16 protein-coding genes and 1 riboswitch are annotated in these 19,003 nt (G+C 74.1%); of the genes, 9 read left to right on the top strand and 7 right to left on the bottom strand.

From position 1 onward, the window contains the following. Positions 1-10 precede the first annotated feature (10 nt). Together ABTY56_RS33285 and ABTY56_RS33280 are read left to right on the top strand one after the other, a co-directional pair. Entirely contained in the window at positions 11-1,348 is a 1,338-nt protein-coding gene (locus ABTY56_RS33285) for an aminotransferase class I/II-fold pyridoxal phosphate-dependent enzyme (RefSeq protein WP_350633111.1), read from the top strand. Positions 1,349-1,593: 245 nt separating this feature from the next. Beyond that, the gene (locus tag ABTY56_RS33280; RefSeq protein WP_350633110.1) at positions 1,594-2,796 is read left to right on the top strand and encodes a GDSL-type esterase/lipase family protein; all 1,203 of its coding nucleotides are present in this window, start codon (positions 1,594-1,596) and stop codon (positions 2,794-2,796) included. A gap of 57 nt (positions 2,797-2,853) precedes the next feature. On the opposite strand, the gene ABTY56_RS33275 is transcribed toward ABTY56_RS33280, so the two are convergent. After that, positions 2,854-4,212 carry an NAD(P)/FAD-dependent oxidoreductase gene (locus ABTY56_RS33275; RefSeq protein ID WP_350633108.1) on the bottom strand — a complete coding sequence of 453 codons (1,359 nt, stop codon included), beginning with the start codon at positions 4,210-4,212 and terminating at the stop codon, positions 2,854-2,856. Positions 4,213-4,436: 224 nt separating this feature from the next. Between ABTY56_RS33275 and ABTY56_RS33270 the strand changes: the two genes are divergently transcribed. From ABTY56_RS33270 to ABTY56_RS33260, 3 genes are all read left to right on the top strand, one after another. Further along, positions 4,437-5,192: a HipA family kinase gene (locus tag ABTY56_RS33270; protein WP_350633107.1), complete on the top strand. Its 756-nt coding sequence runs from the start codon at positions 4,437-4,439 to the stop codon at positions 5,190-5,192. Continuing rightward, positions 5,189-5,605: a DUF3037 domain-containing protein gene (locus tag ABTY56_RS33265; RefSeq protein ID WP_350633106.1), complete on the top strand. Its 417-nt coding sequence runs from the start codon at positions 5,189-5,191 to the stop codon at positions 5,603-5,605. Before ABTY56_RS33270 ends, ABTY56_RS33265 begins: the two co-directional genes overlap by 4 nt. A 150-nt stretch (positions 5,606-5,755) precedes the next feature. Beyond that, positions 5,756-6,211: a MarR family winged helix-turn-helix transcriptional regulator gene (locus tag ABTY56_RS33260; protein WP_350633105.1), complete on the top strand. Its 456-nt coding sequence runs from the start codon at positions 5,756-5,758 to the stop codon at positions 6,209-6,211. Between the two features lie 45 nt (positions 6,212-6,256). Here the strand turns inward: ABTY56_RS33260 and ABTY56_RS33255 are convergent, their stop codons facing one another. Next, a complete protein-coding gene (locus ABTY56_RS33255; RefSeq protein WP_350633104.1) occupies positions 6,257-8,398 on the bottom strand; it encodes a HelD family protein in 2,142 nt (713 codons plus the stop codon). A 109-nt stretch (positions 8,399-8,507) separates the two neighbouring features. Between ABTY56_RS33255 and purB the strand changes: the two genes are divergently transcribed. Further along, positions 8,508-9,947: an adenylosuccinate lyase gene (gene purB / locus ABTY56_RS33250; RefSeq protein WP_350633103.1), complete on the top strand. Its 1,440-nt coding sequence runs from the start codon at positions 8,508-8,510 to the stop codon at positions 9,945-9,947. An 82-nt stretch (positions 9,948-10,029) separates the two neighbouring features. Here the strand turns inward: purB and ABTY56_RS33245 are convergent, their stop codons facing one another. After that, positions 10,030-11,565 (bottom strand): MFS transporter, encoded by a 1,536-nt coding sequence (locus ABTY56_RS33245; protein ID WP_350633102.1) that lies wholly within the window; start codon positions 11,563-11,565, stop codon positions 10,030-10,032. Between the two features lie 312 nt (positions 11,566-11,877). Next, positions 11,878-12,058: riboswitch (cyclic di-AMP (ydaO/yuaA leader) on the top strand. A 2-nt stretch (positions 12,059-12,060) separates the two neighbouring features. On the opposite strand from ABTY56_RS33245, the gene ABTY56_RS33240 reads away from it, so the two are divergent. Further along, positions 12,061-13,044 carry a peptidoglycan DD-metalloendopeptidase family protein gene (locus ABTY56_RS33240; RefSeq protein WP_350633101.1) on the top strand — a complete coding sequence of 328 codons (984 nt, stop codon included), beginning with the start codon at positions 12,061-12,063 and terminating at the stop codon, positions 13,042-13,044. 350 nt (positions 13,045-13,394) lie between these two features. Here ABTY56_RS33240 and ABTY56_RS33235 read toward each other — a convergent pair whose 3' ends face one another. The 4 genes from ABTY56_RS33235 to ABTY56_RS33220 all read right to left on the bottom strand — a co-directional run bounded on the left by ABTY56_RS33235 (position 13,395) and on the right by ABTY56_RS33220 (position 16,767). After that, the gene (locus ABTY56_RS33235) at positions 13,395-14,114 is read right to left on the bottom strand and encodes a DUF2470 domain-containing protein (protein ID WP_350633100.1); all 720 of its coding nucleotides are present in this window, start codon (positions 14,112-14,114) and stop codon (positions 13,395-13,397) included. A 130-nt stretch (positions 14,115-14,244) separates the two neighbouring features. Further along, positions 14,245-14,745, bottom strand: a complete 501-nt coding sequence (locus ABTY56_RS33230; protein ID WP_350633099.1) for a RidA family protein — start codon at positions 14,743-14,745, stop codon at positions 14,245-14,247. A 29-nt stretch (positions 14,746-14,774) separates the two neighbouring features. Next, positions 14,775-15,524 (bottom strand): IclR family transcriptional regulator, encoded by a 750-nt coding sequence (locus ABTY56_RS33225; protein ID WP_350633098.1) that lies wholly within the window; start codon positions 15,522-15,524, stop codon positions 14,775-14,777. A 31-nt stretch (positions 15,525-15,555) separates the two neighbouring features. Next, positions 15,556-16,767, bottom strand: coding sequence for a sugar kinase (locus ABTY56_RS33220; RefSeq protein WP_350633097.1), 1,212 nt, complete (start codon positions 16,765-16,767; stop codon positions 15,556-15,558). Between the two features lie 356 nt (positions 16,768-17,123). On the opposite strand from ABTY56_RS33220, the gene ABTY56_RS33215 reads away from it, so the two are divergent. Together ABTY56_RS33215 and ABTY56_RS33210 are read left to right on the top strand one after the other, a co-directional pair. Further along, on the top strand, positions 17,124-18,455 hold the full coding sequence (locus ABTY56_RS33215) for an alanine racemase (RefSeq protein WP_350633096.1): 1,332 nt from the start codon (positions 17,124-17,126) through the stop codon (positions 18,453-18,455). After that, a partial coding sequence (locus tag ABTY56_RS33210; protein WP_350633095.1) for an amidohydrolase family protein occupies positions 18,455-19,003 on the top strand: 549 nt, incomplete at its 3' end. The genes ABTY56_RS33215 and ABTY56_RS33210, both read left to right, overlap by 1 nt.

The raw sequence follows: 19,003 nt of genomic DNA, 5'->3' as shown, positions 1-19,003 counted from the left end.
AATTTGGTTTGTGCTAGGAGACTATCCGCTGACAGGGCGACGCGCCAGCGAAATCGCGGCGCACATCGAACAGGGCGTGAGCAGCGGACTGCTCGCCCCCGGAACCGCGCTGCCCCCGCTGCGCGACCTCGCCGCCGAACTGGGCGTCAACCCCAACACCGTCGCCGCCGCCTACCGGCTGCTGCGCGACCGCGGCGTGATCGAGACCGCCGGCCGCAAGGGCAGCCGGATCCTCCCCAGGCCCGCCCTCACCCCACGGGACCAGATCCGCGTCCCCGTCCCGCCGCACGCCCGGGACCTGTCCACCGGCAACCCCGACCCGGCGCTGCTGCCCGACCTCGGCCCCGCCCTCGCGGCCGCCGCCGAGGCCGCGCGCGCCGAACCGGTGCTGTACGGGCACCCGGCCGTCGACCCGCAGCTGCTCGCGCTCGCCCGCGCCTCCTTCGAGGCCGACGGCCTGCCCGGCGGCCCGATCGCCGTCGCCTCCGGCTCGCTCGACACCATCGAACGCATCCTCGGCGCCCGGCTGCGCCCCGGCGACGCGGTGGCCGTCGAGGACCCGGGCTGGGGAAGCCTGTTCGACCTGCTGCCCGCGATGGGTCTGAAGCACCTGCCCGTCCGGCTGGACGACGAGGGCCCGCTGCCTGACGCGCTCGCGGCGGCGCTGGCCGAGGGCGCCCGGGCGGTGGTGGTCACCAGTCGGGCGCAGAACCCGACCGGCGCGGCGCTCACCGCACGCCGGGCCGAGGAGCTGAAGGCCGTCCTGGCCGAGCACCCCGGAGTACTGCTGATCGAGGACGACCACGGGCACGGCATGGTCGACCAGCCGTACCACCCGCTGGTCGGCGCCGGCTCGCGGCACTGGGCGGTGGTCCGCTCGGCTGCCAAGGCGTACGGGCCGGACCTGCGGGTGTCGGTGGCGGTCGGCGACGCGGAGACGATCGGACGGGTCGTCGGGCGGCTGCGGCTGGGCGCCGGCTGGGTCAGCCACCTGCTGCAGCGCACCGTGGCCGAACTGTGGCGCAGCGACGCCGCGCCGGTCGCACGGGTGGCGGCCGCCTACCGCGCCCGGCGGGACGCGCTACTGGACGAGCTGGCGGCGCGCGGGATCGAGGCGCACGGGCAGAGCGGGCTGAACGTCTGGGTGCCGGTGCCGGACGAGACCTCGGCGCTGGCGGCGCTGGTGCAGCGCGGCTGGGTCGCGGCGCCCGGCGCGCGGTACCGGATCCAGTCGCCGCCCGGGCTGCGCTTCACCACGGCCCGGCTGGAAGCGGCGCAGGCCAGGGGCCTGGCGGAGGACCTGGCGGCGGTGCTGGGGACGGGCGGGGGCGGCTCGCGTTTGGTGTGAACGGCGGGGCGGGTGGTGGGGCAGGCGGGGCGAGTGTGGCGGGTGTGAACCGCGGGCGGCCTCCGGTCGACGTTGCCGGTCTGGTCTGAACCCGGCGGTAACAAAAGCGGAAACCTGCTGCAGATACCTAGCGGTAACGGGAGAGGGCATGTCATCTTCATCGCGCCACCGGCCGGCGGCCCACCCTCACCTACGCGTCTTCCCGTTCCCCATGCACGGGGAGACCGAGCCGCAGGAGTTCCGCAGTGCCCGAAATCCGTTCGAGCATCACCCGCAGCACGCCTCGACTCGGCCGACGGCTGCTCACCGCAGCCCTCGCCCTCCCGCTCGCCGTCGCAGGCCTGGCCGTCGCCGCACCGGCCTACGCCGCCCCGACCGCACTGACCGCCGTGCCCTCCGGGCCCACCGCCAGCGTCACGCTCGGCGACAGCTACATCTCCGGCGAGGCCGGTCGCTGGAAGGGCAACTCCGCCGGCACCAGCGGCAGCCGCAACGGCTCCGACCGTGCCTGGACCGGCAGTTCGTACGACCCCTCGCGGGTCTACGGCGCCACGGCGTCCAGCGGTTGCGACCGCTCCGACGTCGCCGAGGTGCTCAGCGCCTCGACCGGCGCCCAGAACGAGATCAACCTGGCCTGTTCCGGTGCCGTCACCGACAACATCTTCCGTGCCTCCAACGGCGGCCAGTCCTTCAAGGGCGAGGCCCCGCAGGCCGACCAACTCGCCACCGTGGCCCGGCAGAACAACGTCAAGCTGATCACCCTGTCGATCGGCGGAAACGACCTGGGCTTCGCGGACATCATCTCCAACTGCGTCCAGGACTACCTGATCTGGTACTCGTACTGCCACGACTCCGCGCAGTCCCAGATCGACGGGAAGATGCCCACCGCGATGGCCGGCGTCGGCAAGGCGGTCGACGAGATCCGTGCCGTGATGGCCGGCGCGGGCTACGCGCAGTCCGACTACCGGCTGGTGCTGCAGTCCTACCCGTCGCCGATCCCGCGCAGCGCCGAGATGCGCTACCCGGAGAGCGGCTGGACCCGCTCCAACACCGGCGGCTGCCCGTTCTGGGACGGGGACGCCGACTGGGCCCGCGACTCGATGGTGCCGCAGATCTCCCAGGCGCTGGCGGGCGTCGCCGCGTCCAAGGGCGCGCAGTTCCTGGACCTGTCGGACATGCTGCAGGGCCGCGAGGTCTGCTCGACGGCCACCAAGCAGCCGACCACGAGCTCCGGCCCGTCCGCGACCACCAGCGAGTGGGCGCGCTTCCTGGACGGCGGGCTCAACTCCACGCAGGGCGCGCTGCAGGAGTCGATGCACCCCAACTACTACGGCCAGCAGGCGGTCGGGCGCTGCCTGACGCTGCTGTGGGGCCGTCCGAGCGGTGACTACTCGTGCCGCAACACGGCCGGGCAGGACGCGAGCGGGATGTACCTGGCCGCGCGCTGATCGCGCTGATCCGGCGCCCCCGCGGACGTGATCGCGGGGGCGCCGGACTCGGCGTGCTCAGCCCTTGGCGAGCAGGGACTGGGCATGGGCGCGAACCTGATCCTTCGTCAGATACGCATCGGTGTACTCGAAGTCGCGCAGCCGGGCGGGCTGGCGGGCCAGGAACCCGGTGCGGACGAAGTCGTCCCCGGCGGTCGCGTTGAGCAGCCAGTTGGAACCCACCCGGAACTTGGCCACGTTGGTGCGCATCGCCATCAAGTGGTAACCGCGAGCCACCAGTTGGGCGGGAACGCCGCGCAACTCCACGCCGAGCGGCTTGGAGACCGCGTCCTTGCCGCCCAGGTCCACCACCAGGCCCAAGTCCTTGTGGTAGTAAGGCTCCAGGGGCTGGTTGCGGAGCGAGGCGATCACGTTGTTCGCCACCACGCGGCCCTGGCGGGCGGAGTGCTGGGCGGTCGGCGGGCAGACCGCGCCGTCGCCCTTCGCGAGGTCGGGCACGGCGGCGGCGTCGCCGAGCGCGAACACGCCCTCGAACTGCGGCACCCGCATCTCCGCCGTCACGGCCAGCCGTCCGCGGACGGTCTCGGCGTCCAGGGTGCCGATCAGCGGGCTCGCGGCCACGCCGGCGGTCCAGATCAGCGTGCGGCAGGGGAGCACCCGTCCATCGGTGAACTTGACCGACTCGGCACCGACTTCGGCCACCGACACACCCAGCGACACCTCGATTCCGCGGGCCCGCAGCACCTCCAGGGCTGCCTCGCCGAGCGGGTCGCCGAGCTCCGGCATCAGCTTCGGGGCGATGTCGATCAGGTGCCACTTGATCTGCCGGGCGTCCAAGCGCGGGTAGCGGTGGGCGGCGGCGGTGGTCAGCCGCTGCAGGCAGGCAGCCGTCTCGGTGCCCGCGTAGCCGCCGCCGACCACCACGAACTGGAGCCGGGACTCGCGCTCCCTCTGGTCCAGGCTGGCGGAGGCGAGGTCGAGTTGGGCGATCACGTGGTCGCGGACGTAGGCCGCCTCGGCGAGCGTCTTCATGCCGCGGGCGTAGTCGGTCAGGCCGGGGATGTCGAAGGTGCGGGTGACGCTGCCCGGAGCGAGCACCAGGATGTCGTACCGCTGCGCGACCACCTCGTCGGTGATCTTGCGGACGACGCACACCTTGGACGCCGGATCCACGCCGATGGCGCCGCCCGGGACGATGTGGGTGCGGCGCAGCGAACGGCGCAGGGAGACGGCCACGGACTGCGGGGTGAGGACGCCGGCGGCGACATGAGGGAGGAGGGGGAGGTAGAGCTGGTAGCTGAACGGCGTGACCAGCGAGATCTCGGCCTCCGACGGTGACAGCTTGTGTTCGAGACGGCGGGCGCACTCCAGGCCGGCGAAGCCACCGCCCACGATCAGGATCCGAGGTCGTTCCATCGCTCATCCCTTTGCCGTGAAGGTCCCCGTTACTGTCCGCCACACTCGCACGGAGCAGCGGGGGCTGCCACTGGGGTGGGGTGGATGGGGGAGGTGGGGTCGGGGGTGTGGTGGGGGGTGTGGTGGATGTGGGGCGGCGGGGGCTGCCACTGGGGTGGGGTGGATGGGGGAGGTGGGGACGGGGGAGGTGGGTGTGGGCGCGGGGTCACCGATAGGCTGGGGGCGTGCTACCCGAGGTGACGGCGATCCGGTACGTGACGCCACTGCGAGAAGGCGGCTCGATGCCGGGCCTGGTCGAGGCCGATGATCGGCGGCTCTACGCGCTGAAATGGGTCGGTGCGGCGCAGGGGCGCAAGGCCCTGGTCGCGGAGGTACTGGCCGGGGAGTTGGGGCGGCGGCTGGGGCTGCCGGTGCCGGAACTGGTGACGGTCGACCTGGATCCGGTGCTCGCGCGCAGTGAGCCGGACCACCAGGTCCAGGACCAGATGCGGGCCAGCGGCGGGACCAACCTCGGGATGGCCTTCGTCAGCGGTGCGCTCAACTTCGACCCGCTCTGCTTCGAGGTGGATCCCGAACTCGCGGGCCGGGTGCTCTGGTTCGACGCGCTGATCGGCAATGTGGACCGGTCCTGGCGCAACCCCAACCTGCTGGTGGCGACCGGCGGGCTGCGGCTGATCGACCACGGCGCGAGCCTGATCTTCCACCACAACTGGCCGGGCGCCGCCGCCTGGGCGAGCCGCCCGTACGACGCGTCCGACCATGCGCTGCTGCGCGCCCGGCCGGACCTGGAGGCGGCGGACAAGGCGCTCGCGCCGCTCGCGGAGGCGGCGATCGAGGCCGCCGTGGCGGACATTCCCGAGATCTGGCTGACGGACGAGTTCGGCTTCGACTCGCCCGACGAGGTGCGCGCCGCGTACCGTGCCCAGCTGAACGAGCGACTGGCCGGTCCGCGTGACTGGCTGCCGGAGGTGTCCGCATGACCGGGTCGTCGACGTCCGCGCTGCCGGCCATCGTCGAGCTGCACGACTACGAGTACGCCGTGATCCGCGCGGTGCCGCGGGTGGAGCGGGGCGAGTGCGTGAACGTGGGGGTGCTGCTGTACTGCCGGCAGAGTTCGCACCTGGCGGCGCGCACCCACCTGGACCAGGCGCGGCTGCTGGCGCTGGACCCGGTGGCGGACGTGCAGGGCGTGCGGCGGGCGCTGCACGGGATCGAGGCGGTCTGCCTGGGCGGGCCGCAGGCCGGTCCGGCGGCGGGGGACAGCCCGGGGCAGCGGTTCCGCTGGCTGACCGCGCCGCGCAGTGCGATCGTCCAGCCGGGGCCGGTGCACACGGGGCTGACCACGGACCCGGACGCGGAGCTGCGGCGGCTGTTCGACCAGCTGGTGCTCTGAGCGCTGCTGCTGTACGGCCGGTCGGGCGGGTCTGCGGGCGGGTCTGCGGGCGGGCCGGGCGGGTCGCTGGGCGGCGGTGTGAGCCGCCTCGCGGACGGTTGCCCTGGTCAAAGCTTGAGTTGCTGAAGCACCTGGTCGTACCCTGACCCCATGGGTTCGACAGCGACGACGACCGTACCGACCAACGCCGAGCTGATGGAGGTCTTGGCCGCCGTCGGCGCCGCGTACTTCCAGGACTTCGCGGCGGCCGCGGCCCGGCACGGGCTCTCCTCCTCGCAGGCCAAGGCGCTGGGCGCGGTGCAGGAGCCGGTGCCGATGCGTGCGCTGGCCGGGCGGCTGGGCTGCGACGCGTCGAACGTCACCGGGATCGTGGACCGGCTGGAGTCGCTGGGCCTGGCCAACCGGGCGGCGGCGGCCGGTGACCGCCGGGTGAAGATCGTGGTGATCACGGCCGAGGGGCGGGAGATCCTCGCCCGCATCCGCGGCGAGATGGCCCGCACCCACCAGGCCTTCACGGAGATGACCGACGAGCAGCGGATCGCCCTGCACTCGATCTGCTCGCAGGTCCTGCCGGTGCTGGCCGGCCGGACGGGCGGCGCGCAGTAGGTCCCGCGCCGCCCGTGTTGCCCGCGCCGAGCGCTCCCATCGCCGTCAGAGCAGGTCGGCGAGCTCCGGCGGCAGGGGCCGGTGGTGGAGCAGGGTGAGTGCGCGGGTGGTCCGGGTGAGCGCGACGTAGCGGTCCCTCGGGCCGAGGGCGGCCGGCTCGACCACGACGACCGCGTCGAACTCCAGGCCCTTGGCGGCCGCGACGGTCAGCGCGCCCAGCTCCGCGGCCAGGTCGTCCGGGGCGATCACGCCCACGGTGCCCGGCGCCGCGGGGAGCCGGGCGAGCGCGCTGGCGAAGTCGGCGTCCGGGACGGGGATCGCACACGGGTGCTCGGTGCCCGGGCGGATGGACTCGGGCGGCTGCCGGTCGGGCGCCGCGGTGCGCAGGACGGCGACGGCGAGGGCCATGACCGGTTCCGGCGTACGGTAGTTGACGGTCAGTCGTTCCTCGCGCCAGCGGCCGGGCAGGTGCGGGTCGAGCATCTCGGCCCAACTGCGGGCACCCGCCGGGGATCCGGTCTGGGCGAGGTCGCCGACGATGGTGAGCGAGCCGGCCGGGACGCGGCGCAGGACGGCGCGCCAGGCCATCGCGGACAGCTCCTGTGCCTCGTCGACGACGACGTGGCCGTACGCCCAGGTGCGGTCGTCGGCTGCGCGTTCGGCGGTCGAGCGGTAGGGGCCGTCGTCCCGGAAGCGTCCGGCCAGGGCGGCGGAGTCCAGCAGGACGTCGTCGGTCTGCCCGGTGATGGTCAACACGCCTTGGGCGAAGGCGAGTTCGTCGTCGGTTCCGTCCTGATCCCGGTCGGCGGTCGCGGACGGCCGCTCCTCGCCGAGGAGTTCGGCGGCCTCGTCCAGCAGCGGGACGTCCTCGGCCGTCCAGGGGAAGCCGGGCGGGCGGAGCAGGGCGGCGGCGTGCTCGGGGACCGCTTCGATGAGCAACTCGCCGTTGGTGAGCAGCCGTTCGATCAGCTGCTGCGGCGTGAGCAGGGGCCAGAGCGGGTCGAGGACGGCGCGGACGTCCGCCCGGGCCCAGAGCTCGCGCGGGGCGTAGTGCGCCTCCTCCTCGTCGTACGGGCGGCCGAGGGAGAGCGCCTGGGCGATCGCGAGGGCGTCGAGCAGGGTGCGCAGGTAGAAGGCGCGGGCCCGGTTGTGCGGCACGCGCAGGCCGCGGGCGGCATCCCGGGCCTGGGCGCAGGCCCGGGCGGAGACGGTCAGCCCCTCGCCGAGGTCGAGGCCCTCGGCGGGAGCCGACTGGTGGGCCGCGAGGGCGCGGCGGAGGACCCCGGCCATCCAGGGGCCGCCCTTGGCGACGGCCGTGGCGGGGGCGTCGGTGCCGGTGGCGGCGATGCCGGGGTAGAGCTCGCCGACGGTGCGCAGCACCACCTCGGTCTCGCCGAGGGCGGGCAGCACCTCGTCGATGTACCGCAGGAAGCCGGGGTTGGGGCCGATCAGCAGGACGCCGCGGCGCTCCAGCGCGGCGCGGTGGGTGAACAGCAGGTAGGCGGCGCGGTGCAGGGCGGCGAGGGTCTTCCCGGTGCCGGGGCCGCCCTGGACGACCAGGGCGCCGCGCAGCGGGGAGCGGATCACCCGGTCCTGCTCGGCCTGGATGGTGGCGACGGCGCTGCGCATCCGGCCGGTGCGTGCGCGGTCGAGGGCGGCGAGCAGGGCGGCCTCGCCGACCAGGCCGCGGCGGCCGGAGTCGTCCAGTCCGGCGAGGTCGAGCGCCTCGTCGTCCAGGCCGGTGAGGGTGCGGCCGCGGGTGTGCAGGTGGCGGCGGCGGACGACGGTGCCGGGGTCGGCGGGCGTCGCGGTGTAGAACGGGCGGGCGGCGGGGGTGCGCCAGTCGAGCAGCAGCGGTTCGTACGCGTCGTCGGTCAGGCCGGTGCGGCCGATGTAGCGGACGGTGCCGTCGCGCTCGTCGAGGCGGCCGAAGCAGAGGCCGCGTTCGACGGCGTCGAGCCGGGCGGCTTGGCGGGCGGCCTCGCGGGCGCGGACCTCGCGCTCCAGCCGGGCCTGGTGGGTGCCGCCGGGTGCGGCTGCGTCGTGAGCCTCGGCGGCGGTGCGGCGGGCCCGTTCGCGGACGGTGTCCAGCCGGTCGTAGAGCCGGGTGAGACGGGCCTGTTCGGCGCGCAGGGCCTCGGCGAGGGCGCTGTCGGAGTTTCGGGTGGTCGCTGGAAGTCCGTTCATCGATGTGGTATCCTTGCGGCGAGAAGGTTGTACTGTGGCGTCTGAATGGCACTCAATCGACGCAGCCTACCCCATCCGCCGACGCCCGGCGTGACCTCGACTGTTACTCTTGCGAAGCGTGAGCGCGAAGCCCCAGATCCCCAATGTCCTGGCCTCCCGGTACGCCTCGGCGACCCTGGCCCAGCTGTGGTCCCCCGAGCACAAGGTGGTCCTTGAGCGCCACCTGTGGCTGGCCGTCCTGAAGGCCCAGCAGGACCTCGGCGTCGAGGTGCCGGCGAACGCCGTCGCCGACTACGAGCGGGTGATCGACCAGGTCGACCTCGGCTCGATCGCCGCCCGTGAGCGGGTCACCCGCCACGACGTGAAGGCCCGGATCGAGGAGTTCAGCGAGCTCGCCGGCCACGAGCAGATCCACAAGGGCATGACCTCCCGGGATCTGACCGAGAACGTCGAGCAGCTGCAGATCCGCCAGTCGCTGGAGCACGTCCGCGACCGCACGGTGGCCGTGCTGGTCCGCCTGGCCAAGCTGGCCGCCCAGCACTCCGAGCTGGTCATGGCCGGCCGCTCGCACAACGTGGCCGCGCAGGCCACCACCCTGGGCAAGCGCTTCGCGTCGATCGCCGACGAGCTGCTGGTCGCCTTCCGCCGTCTGGAGGAGCTGATCGCCCGCTACCCGCTGCGCGGGATCAAGGGCCCGGTCGGCACCGCCCAGGACATGCTGGACCTGCTCGGCGGCGACACCGAGAAGCTCGCCGAGCTGGAGCGCCGGGTCGCCGGGCACCTCGGCTTCGACAACGTGCTGACCAGCGTCGGCCAGGTCTACCCGCGCTCGCTGGACTTCGAGGTGCTCACCGCTCTCGTCCAGCTGGCCGCCGCGCCGTCCAGCCTGGCCAAGACCATCCGCCTGATGGCCGGCCACGAGCTGGTCACGGAGGGCTTCAAGGAGGGCCAGGTCGGCTCCTCCGCGATGCCGCACAAGATGAACACCCGCTCCTGCGAGCGCGTCAACGGCCTGGCCGTCATCCTGCGCGGCTATGCCTCGATGACCGGCGAGCTGGCCGGCGACCAGTGGAACGAGGGCGACGTCTCCTGCTCGGTGGTGCGCCGGGTCGCGCTGCCGGACGCCTTCTTCGCCTTCGACGGCCTGCTGGAGACCTTCCTGACCGTGCTCGACGAGTTCGGCGCCTTCCCCGCCGTGGTCGAGACCGAGCTGGACCGCTACCTGCCGTTCCTCGCCACCACCAAGGTGCTGATGGGCGCGGTGCGCGCGGGCGTCGGCCGGGAGACCGGGCACGAGGTCATCAAGGAGCACGCCGTCGCCTCCGCGCTGGCGATGCGCGCGGGTGCCCGGGAGAACGAGCTGCTGGACCGCCTGGCCGCCGACGAGCGGATCCCGCTGGACCGCGCCGCGCTGGACGCGCTGCTGGCCGACAAGCTCTCCTTCACCGGTGCGGCCGGCGCCCAGGTCGCCGAGGTGGTCCGCCTGGTCGAGGCCGTCGCGGCCGCCTACCCGGAGGCCGCCAAGTACGCGCCGGCCGACATCCTCTGAGCCGACGTGCTCTGGGCGCACGCCCCCTGGGCGGCCGTCCTCAGAGTGGACGGCCCCTGAGTGGAGGCTTCCTGACGTAGCGTCAGCTCTCGGGCGAGGGCCCCGCCGCCGGACCGGTGGCGGGGCCCTCGTGCGTGTGGACGTGGCCGGGGTCCAGCGGCGGGGTGGTGCCGCAGTTCCACTGGCAGTCCGGCTCGGCCACCGGGTGGTCCTCGGGGGAGAGCACGTTGCCCCGGACGGTGGCGAAGGCGATCAGTCCGCCGGTGGTCAGCAGGCCCGCGCAGATCAGCATCGCGGTGTGGAAGGCGGAGTCGACGGCGGACGGCACCCGGTAGGCGTCGCCGCTCAGCCCGGCCAGTGCCGGGAGGGCGGCCACCGCGAGCAGGCCCGCCGCGCGGGCGGCGGCGTTGTTGACCCCGCTCGCGATGCCCGCGTGCCGGACCTCGACGGCGGCCAGCACCGTGGCCGTCAGCGGCGCAACCAGCAGCGTCATACCGCAGCCCATCACCGTGACGGCGGGCAGCACGTCCGTCCAGTACGAGGAGTCGGCGCCGATGCGCAGCATCAGCAGCACCCCGGCGGCGCAGACCAGGGGGCCGATGGTCAGCGGGATGCGTGGGCCGATCCGTTTGCCGAGCCGTCCGGCGCGCGCCGACAGCGCCAGCATCAGCACCGTGATCGGCACCAGCGCGAAGCCCGAGAGCAGCGGCGAGAACCCGGCGACGATCTGCAGCTGCACCACCAGGAGGAAGAAGACGCCGCTGAACGCCGCGTAGACGCAGAGGGTCACCAGGTTCACGGCGGTGAACAGCCGGGAGGAGAACAGGCCGAGCGGCAGCATCGGCTCGGGTGTGCGCCGTTCGACGACGATGAAGGCGACGCCGAGCAGCACGCCGATCGCCCCGGCGGCCCAGACGGTGGCCGACACCCCCTCCCCGGCGGCGGTCAGCGCGTAGGTGATCGCGCCGAGGGCGAGCGCGGCGAGCACCGCGCCGATCACGTCGAAGCGGCCGGTGGCGCCCTCGTCCCGGCTCTCCGGCACGGACCGGGTGGAGACCGCGATCACGGCGGCCGCGAGCGGCAGGTTCAGCAGGAAGATCCAGCGCCAGCCGGGGCCGTCCACCAGCCAGCCGCCGAGGAAGGGGCCGACCGCGGCCGACACCCCGCCGAGGCCGGACCACAGGCCGACCGCCGCCGAGCGGTCGTCAGGGCGGAAGACCGCCTGGAGCATGGCGAGCGAGCCGGGCGTGAGCAGCGCCCCGCCGATGCCCTGGACGGCGCGGGCGGCGATCAGCACCTGGATGTTCGGCGCGGCGGCGCAGGCCGCGGAGGCGACGGCGAACCAGACCACGCCGATCAGGAAGACCCGGCGCCTGCCGTACCGGTCGCCGAGCGCGCCGCCGAGCAGGATCAGGCCCGCCAGGGTGAGCAGATAGCTGTTCAGCGTCCATTGCAGGGACGCCAGGGAGGCGCCCAGGTCGGCGCCGATCCGGGGCAGGGCGACGTTCACCACGGTGCCGTCGAGCATCGCCATGCTGGAGCCGAGCACCGTTGCCAGGAGTACCCAGCGACCCTGCGCGGTGCCCAGGCGCAGAGTGCCGGCTTCAGAGGTGGCCACGGCCCGATCCTGGCCCTCGTGGGGCCCACGTGACAAGGCTCACCGGCGGGTGTGTTGGTGGTGGGCGGTGCGTGAGCGGACGACTGCGCAGTGCCGTCGACGTCTGCGCAGGGTCGTGGATCAGTGGCACGGGGTGAATGGGTTGTGTGCGCACCGTGCTGCGGATCATCCGGAGGGTCACCGGCGCCGTGGGGGTCGTTGCGGTTTCAAGAGATCGACATTGCTTCACCCGAACGGATGGGTTTTAGTTCAGCGACCGCCCGGCCAGCCCGGACGGATCCACCGGGTGGAACGCCGAGTCCTGCCGCTTCCCGGTGGTTCGAACTGAACTCTGTACGGCAGGAGCGGGGGACCCACAGGTAAGTCGCCGGACCGGAGTTCGCGCCTCAGGGCGCGGGCGTCCAGGGCCGGCTTGGGGTGAAGCCGCGCATGCGGCCGGGCAACTCCAGCCCGAACCCGACAGCTCACCTCGCAGGCGTCGGAGAGGAAACTTCCATGCCTGCTCAGGCTCGTCGTATCGCCCTGCCCCGCGCCGCCCGCATCGGCATCGCCACCGCCGTCACCGGTGCCTCCTTCGCCCTCCCGCTCGTGACCGCGATCAGCGCCCAGGCCCACACCGCCCCGGCCGCCCCGGTCGCGCAGGCCGCTCCGGCCGCGGCCCCCGCCGCCGCTCCCGCCGCCGACGCCAAGCCGGTCGCGCAGGCCGCTCCGGCCGCCGCGCACGAGAGCTACCGCGTCGTCAGCGGTGACACCCTGTCCAAGATCGCCGACGTCAAGAACGTCGACGGCGGCTGGCACGCGCTGTACGAGCAGAACCGCTCGGTCGTCGGCGCCAACCCGAACCTGATCTTCCCGGGCCAGCAGCTCACCATCGCCGGCCACGCCGTGGCGCCGTCCGCGGACGCCGCCCCGGCGAAGCCCGCCGCTCCGGCTGCTCCGGCCAAGCCTGCCAAGCCGCAGGCCCAGGTCCAGGCCAAGACCGAGGCCGCCAAGCCGTCCGCCCCGGTGCAGACCCAGGTTCAGACCGCCGCTCCGGCCAAGGCCGTGACCGCCGCTCCGGTCGCCGCCACCGCCGGCTACGTCGCGCCGCTGGCCAACCCGGTGCTGGGCGAGGCCTACGGCGTGGCCGGCTCGATGTGGGCCTCCGGCCACCACACCGGCCAGGACTTCGTCTGCTCCACCGGCACCCCGCTGCGCGCCGTCGCCAACGGTGTCGTGGTCAAGGCCGGCAACGGCGGCGCCTACGGCAACGAGGTCGAGATCAAGCTCGCCGACGGCAAGTACGCGCAGTACGCGCACCTCTCGTCGATCGGCGTGAAGATCGGTCAGACCGTCACCGTCGGCCAGCAGATCGGCCTCTCCGGCGCCACCGGCAACGTGACCGGCCCGCACCTGCACTTCGAGATCCGCACCGGCTCGGAGTACGGCTCGGACATCGACCCGGTCGCCTACCTGCGCGCGCACGGCGTCGCGCTCTGACCCTTCCGGGGTTTCAGGAACCACCGCTGCTGCGGAGCGAATCGATCCTCCGGGATGGTCATGTCGGGTGACCGCTCGACCGGATGATCGCCGCACAGTGGACATGGGCGCGGGACACGCCCAGGCCGGCCCGGCTCGCGGGACCCACCTCCCTCGCGAGCCGGGCCGGCCGCTGCCATGTCCGGGGCCAGTGCGGCGCGGGCTTCGAGCCCGCTGAACGCGCCGAAGGGGGTGGGGAGTTCGGGTGCGGCGGCGGGACGGACCCGAACGTCCGCCCGTACACGCTGTCGGCGCTGCTCGGGCGGATGGGGCGGGTCGTCCCGGGGCGCGGTTCGAGCGGTGAGGCCGGCTCAGCCGCGGTGGGCGGGCTGGCCGTACCGGGCGGCGGCCAGCAGGTCGTGCATCCGGTGGCCGAAGTCCTCGGTGTCGCGGGCCGGTTCGGAGAAGACCAGGCGGACGTCGCGGTGGCCGTCGGGGTGGTCCAGGCGCAGCACCAGACCGTGGCGGTCCAGGGCGAGCGGGCGGACGTCCGGGTTCCGGGCGAGCAGCACCGGGTCGAGCAGGCGGGTGAGGACGTCGAGCGCGTCGGCGTGGTCGTCGGCGAAGTGGGTGAGCATCGCGGCCTCGTGGCGGGCCATCGGGTCGGGGGCGGCGTGGGCGAGGTCGGCGGCGGTGACGGCGCCGGTGCCGTACGGGGTGGCGAGGACGGCGTGGGCGACGTCCACGCGCAGGTGGACGCTGAGGCCGTCGTCGGCGAGGTGGGCCAGGTGGAGCCGGCCGGCCAGGGTGAGGCGGGCGCGGACGCGGTCGCGGACGGCGACGGGGGAGACGTCGGTGACGTCGAGGACGACGGCGAGGCCGTCGGTGGCGTGGGTGGCGGCCACCGTGAGCGGGGCGTCCAGCGCGGCGCGCAGCCGCAGGCGGGAGCCGTGGACGGCGACCGGGGTGTCCAGGTCGTGGTGCTCGCCCAGGGCGCGGACGGCGAGCGAGGAGGTCGTGCTGAGCAGGTTCAGGATCCGTTCGGCGGTGGTCGGCTCGGGGACCTCGGTGTCGCCGGTGGGCAGGCTCATGGACGGACCTCCAGTTGGTTAGGTGAGCCTAACCTAATGTGGTCGGTCGGGTGTGGCAAGCGCCGCAGGGCCCGGACGCGCGGGGAGGCGTCCGGGCCCTGCGGTGGGTGCGGGCGGGGGTGCGGGATCGTCAGGCGACGACCGCCTGGGCGTCGATCTCCACCAGCATCGGCTCCTGCGGGAGCTCGACGAACACGGTGGTGCGGCAGGGCTTCACGCCGCCGGGCTTGATGTTCTCCTCGACGAACTCGGCGTAGACCTCGTTCATCAGCGGGAAGTCGGCGCGCTTGGTGAGGTAGACGCGGAACATCACCACGTCGTCGATGGTCGCGCCGCCGGCCTCGACGATGGCCTTGACGTTCTCCAGGGTGCGCCGGGTCTGCGCCTTCACGTCGCCGTGGTGGAGGTACTCGCCGGTCGCCGGGTCCTGCGGGCCCTGGCCGGAGACCTGCAGGATCGGTCCCTTGCGGACGCCCTGGGAGAACGTCCAGGCCGGGGCGGGGGCGCCGTCGGTGCGGATCTCGGCCTTCTCGGCGCCCCGGGGGTTCGCGGTGGCCCGGGGGTCCGCGGTGGTCTCGGGCGTCGCGATGGTCTGGGGGTGCTCGGCGGTCTGGGGGTGCTCGGCGGGCATGGGGCTCCTCTGCGCGTGGTGACGGACCGTCAGTTGTGGTCAGGGCGGCCGCAGTCGGCCGACACGGCGCGGGCGGTGGCGAGCAGGTGCGGGAGGAGGTCCAGCACCTGCTCGTACGGGAGGACGACGTCCGGGACGGAGATGGAGGCGGCGGCGACGACCCGACCGCTGGCGTCCCGGACGGGCGCGGCCACGCAGTTGATGAAGGACTCGTGCTCGGCGTGGTCCTGCGCCCAGCCCTGGGCGGCGACCTTGTCCAGCTCGGCGAGCAGCGCCTCGGGCGTGGTGAGGGTGCGTTCGGTGTGCGGAATGAAGTCGATCCCGGCCACCACCCGGCGCCGCTCGGGCAGCGGCAGGTCGGCCAGCAACACCTTGGAGACCGCGGCGCTGTGCAGCGCGGCGCGCAGGCCGATGCGGGAGTACATCCGGACCGGGTGACGGGAGTCGAACTTGTCGATGTAGACCACCTCGCCGCCCTCGTACGCGGCCAGGTGCACGGTCTGGCCGGTGGCGGCGTTCAGCTCGGCCAGGTGCGGGGCGGCGATCCGGCGGATGCCGCGCTGCTCCAGGGCCAGGCCGGAGAGGGCGAAGAGGCCGGCGCCCAGGTGGTAGCGGTAGGCCGCGTCGCGGTAGACGAATCGTTCCTCTTCGAGGCTCTGGAGCAGCCGGAGCACGGTCGTCTTGTGGACGCCGAGCACCTCGGCGAGCTGGTCGAGGGAACGTTCGCCCTCGCCGAGCTGGGCGAGGATGCGCAGGGCGCGGGTGACGGTCTGACTCATCGTGCTCCGCTTCGAGGGCCGGGGTTCCTGCTCATTGTGCCCGGGTGCGGTCGGCGGGCGGGACGCGGTCGGCGGGCTCGGTGGGGTGTGCCGGGGCGGCCCGGTGCGTGCCGTCGGCGAGGTGCGCGTGGTCGGATCCAGGGGCGCGGCCGACGGGCAGGGCGGGGCCGGCGATGCCGTCCACGGTGACCCGGGTGGCGGCCCAGTCCGCCGGCGAGGCGTCGAGCAACGCCGTCACCACGGCGGCCGGCGGCAGCTCGGCCTGGTCGCCGTGGGCGGTCAGGGCGCAGGCGGCGCTCAGGTGGCCGAGCCGCAGGCGGCGGCGCTGGTCCAGGCCCCGGACGGCGCCGGCCAGGTAGCCGGCCGCGAAGGCGTCGCCCGCGCCGGTGGCCTCGACCACCTCGACGGCGAGGGCCGGCTCGGTGACCGCCGTGCCGTCCCGCCCCAGGGCGGTGACGTGCCGGCCGGAGTCCTTGACCACGACGGTGGCGGGGGACGGGAAGCGGCGGCGCAGGGCGGCCGGGTCGCCGGTGCCGAAGGCGGCCTGGGCCTCGTCGGCGCCGAGCAGCAGCAGGTCCGCGGCGTCCAGCAGCGGCGGCAACACGGCCGGGTCGCGGTCCCGCCAGAGCGAGGGGCGCCAGTTGAGGTCGAAGCTGACCAGCCCCCGGCCCCCGGCCGGGTGGGCCCCCGTGGCGTGGCGGCGCTCGATGACGAGAGTGCGCAGCAGGGCGAGGCAGTCGTCGGAGAGCGCGGCGGTGATGCCGGACAGGTGCAGCAGTCGGGCGTGGGCCAGTAGTCGGGCGGCGGCCGGGTCGGCGAGCAGCGCGGGGGAGAGCGCGGCGGCTGCCGAACCGTGCCGGTGGTAGTGCAGTCGGCTGCGCCCGGGGCCGAGGTCGTGGTGGTGGCCGGTGGAGCCGCCGACCTCCTTGAGGTAGAGGCCGGTCGGGCGGTGCTGGTCGACCGCGACCGCCGAGACGTCCACGCCGCGGGCGGCGAGCTCGGCCAGCAGCCGCCGGCCGAAGCCGTCGGCGCCGACCCGGCTGATCCAGGCGGTCGGCACGCCGAGCGCGGCCAGCACGCCCGCCACGTTGGACTCGGCGCCGCCGACGGAGAGTCGGAAGGTCTCCACCGACTCCAGCGGGCCGGGGCGGTCCGGGAGCAGGACGGCCATCGACTCGCCCACGCACACGGCCGTCGGGGGAGGGCCCGGGCGGGCCGGGCCCGGGGGGTCCTGTCGCGGCATGTGCGGGGCTCCTCGTCTGCGGCCGTTGCGTCGAGAGCGGGCCGACTCCGTCGACCGTGTCGGTTGTCGGTTGTCGGTTGTCCGTGGTCCGGTGTGTGGTCCGTGGGCCGTGGTCCGTGGTCCGTGGTCCGTTGTGTGTTGCCGGTGACCGCGGGCCGGTTCCGTCGAGTGCCCGCACGCCGTGTCGGGCGCGGGCCGGTTCCGTCGAGTGCCCGCCCGCCGTGTCGGGCGCGGGCCGGGTCCGTTGAGCGTGAGTCAGTTCCGTTGACCGTGATCCGGCGCCGATGCTAGAACCGTGCTGCCAACATGCGCAACCCGCGTTGCGCATGTTGCAACATGGCGAATGGAGGAAGAGCGTGCAGCAGACCTTCGCAAGCAGCGGCACCGGGCCGGGCATCACCCGCGGCGCGGTGGAGGCCCTGGCCGACGAGCCGCTGGACTGGCGGTTCAAGGCCGCTCCACCGGACACTCCGTCGGCCCTGCGGCCGGCAGCTGCCCCCGGGGGCGTCACCGTGCGGGAGTGGCTGACCGGCGGCCCGACCCTCTCCTCGCTCGGCACCCCGCTGCTCACCCTCGACGGCGCCGCGCTCGCGCACAACGTCCGCACCATGGCCGACTGGTGCGCCAAGGCGGGCGTCGCGCTCGCCCCGCACGGCAAGACCACCATGGCCCCCGCCCTGTGGCAGGCGCAGCTCGACGCCGGAGCCCACGGCATCACCCTCGCCAACCTGCCCCAGGTGAGGGTCGCCCGGGCCTTCGGGGTGCAGCGGATCCTGCTCGCCAACACCCTGCTCGACCCGGCCGGACTGGCCTGGCTCGCCGATGAACTGGCCTCCGACCCCGGCTTCGCCTTCCTCTCCTGGGTCGACTCCGCCGAGAGCGTCCGGCTGATGGACGAGGCGCTGCGCGCCGCCGGGGCTGAGCGGGAGGTCGAGGTGCTGGTCGAGTTCGGCGGCCCCGGCGGGCGGACCGGCGCCCGCGGTGTCGACGCGGCCGTCGAGGTCGCCGCCGCCGTGCTGCGCGCCCCCACCCTGCGCCTCGCCGGCGTCGGCGGGTACGAGGGCGCGCTCGCGCACGACGCCACGGCCGACGGGTTGGCCGCCGTCCGCGGCTACCTCCGGGCCCTGGCCGAGCTCCACGGCAGGCTCGCGCGCGCCTACCCGGACGACTCGCCACCGGTGGTCACCGCCGGCGGCAGCGCCTACTTCGACCTGGTGGCCGAGGAGACGACCGGCCTGTCGGACGCCCTGGTCGTGCTGCGCTCGGGTGCGTACGTCGCCCACGACGACGGCTACTACCGGGGCATCTCGCCGCTCGCCCGGGCCGACGGCGAGGCGCCGTTCCGCGGCGCGTTGCACGGTTGGGCCCGGGTGATCTCCCGGCCCGAACCGCAACTCGCCCTGCTGGACGCCGGAAAGCGCGACCTGCCCTGCGACGAGGGCCTGCCCGAGCCGCAACGGGTGCGCGGCGGAGCCGAGTTGACCGGGACGGCGGCCCGGATCACCGCGCTCAACGACCAGCACGCCTTCCTGCGGGACGCGGGCGACCTCGCACCGATCGGTGCGGTGCTGCGCCTTGGCGTGTCGCACCCGTGCACCGCCTTCGACAAGTGGACGGCGATCCCGGTGCTGGACTCCGCGGACGCGGCCGAGCCGAAGGTCACCGGGCTGGTCAGGACGTTCTTCTGATGGCTGGGGGAAGAGCGGCCGGTGCGGGCGCGGCGGACCGGGTGACGGCGGCGGACCGGGTGACGGCGGCGGACATCGTGACAACAGCGGACAGCGTGGCGAACCGGGTGAACCGGGTGAACCGGGTGCACCGGGTGCACCCGGCGGGCCCGACGGTCTTCCGGGGCGCCACCGTCGTGGACGGCACCGGTGCGGAGCGCTACCGGGCGGACGTACGGATCGCCGACGGCCTGATCACCGAGATCGGCGACCGCCTCGACGCGCCCGAGGTGGTGGACGCCGACGGGCTGGTCCTGACCCCAGGCTTCATCGACATGCACGCCCACTCCGACCTCGCCCTGCTGCTCGAACCCGAGCACCCGGCCAAGGTCACCCAGGGCGTCACCTGCGAGGTCCTCGGCCAGGACGGCCTGTCCTACGCCCCGGTGGACGACACCACACGGCCCGCGCTGCGCAGCCAACTCGCAGGCTGGAACGGCGATCCGGCCGACTTCGACTGGGACTGGCACGACGTCGCCGGCTACCTGGACCGGATCGACCGGACCGGC

The organism is Kitasatospora sp. NPDC097691 (assembly GCF_040302665.1).
Classification (GTDB): domain Bacteria; phylum Actinomycetota; class Actinomycetes; order Streptomycetales; family Streptomycetaceae; genus Kitasatospora.
The sequence above is the reverse complement of the archived record's forward strand: the minus strand, read 5'-3'. Positions and strand labels throughout refer to the sequence as shown.

What these genes read in the sequence shown, in the direction of transcription:
- ABTY56_RS33235 (WP_350633100.1), bottom strand. Translation starts at nt 14,114, where the DNA reads ATGAGCCTGCCCACCGGCGACACCGAGGTCCCCGAGCCGACCACCGCC.
- ABTY56_RS33240 (WP_350633101.1), top strand. Translation starts at nt 12,061, where the DNA reads ATGCCTGCTCAGGCTCGTCGTATCGCCCTGCCCCGCGCCGCCCGCATC.
- ABTY56_RS33225 (WP_350633098.1), bottom strand. Translation starts at nt 15,524, where the DNA reads ATGAGTCAGACCGTCACCCGCGCCCTGCGCATCCTCGCCCAGCTCGGC.
- ABTY56_RS33275 (WP_350633108.1), bottom strand. Translation starts at nt 4,212, where the DNA reads ATGGAACGACCTCGGATCCTGATCGTGGGCGGTGGCTTCGCCGGCCTG.
- ABTY56_RS33230 (WP_350633099.1), bottom strand. Translation starts at nt 14,745, where the DNA reads ATGCCCGCCGAGCACCCCCAGACCGCCGAGCACCCCCAGACCATCGCG.
- ABTY56_RS33260 (WP_350633105.1), top strand. Translation starts at nt 5,756, where the DNA reads ATGGGTTCGACAGCGACGACGACCGTACCGACCAACGCCGAGCTGATG.
- ABTY56_RS33220 (WP_350633097.1), bottom strand. Translation starts at nt 16,767, where the DNA reads ATGCCGCGACAGGACCCCCCGGGCCCGGCCCGCCCGGGCCCTCCCCCG.
- ABTY56_RS33265 (WP_350633106.1), top strand. Translation starts at nt 5,189, where the DNA reads ATGACCGGGTCGTCGACGTCCGCGCTGCCGGCCATCGTCGAGCTGCAC.
- ABTY56_RS33255 (WP_350633104.1), bottom strand. Translation starts at nt 8,398, where the DNA reads ATGAACGGACTTCCAGCGACCACCCGAAACTCCGACAGCGCCCTCGCC.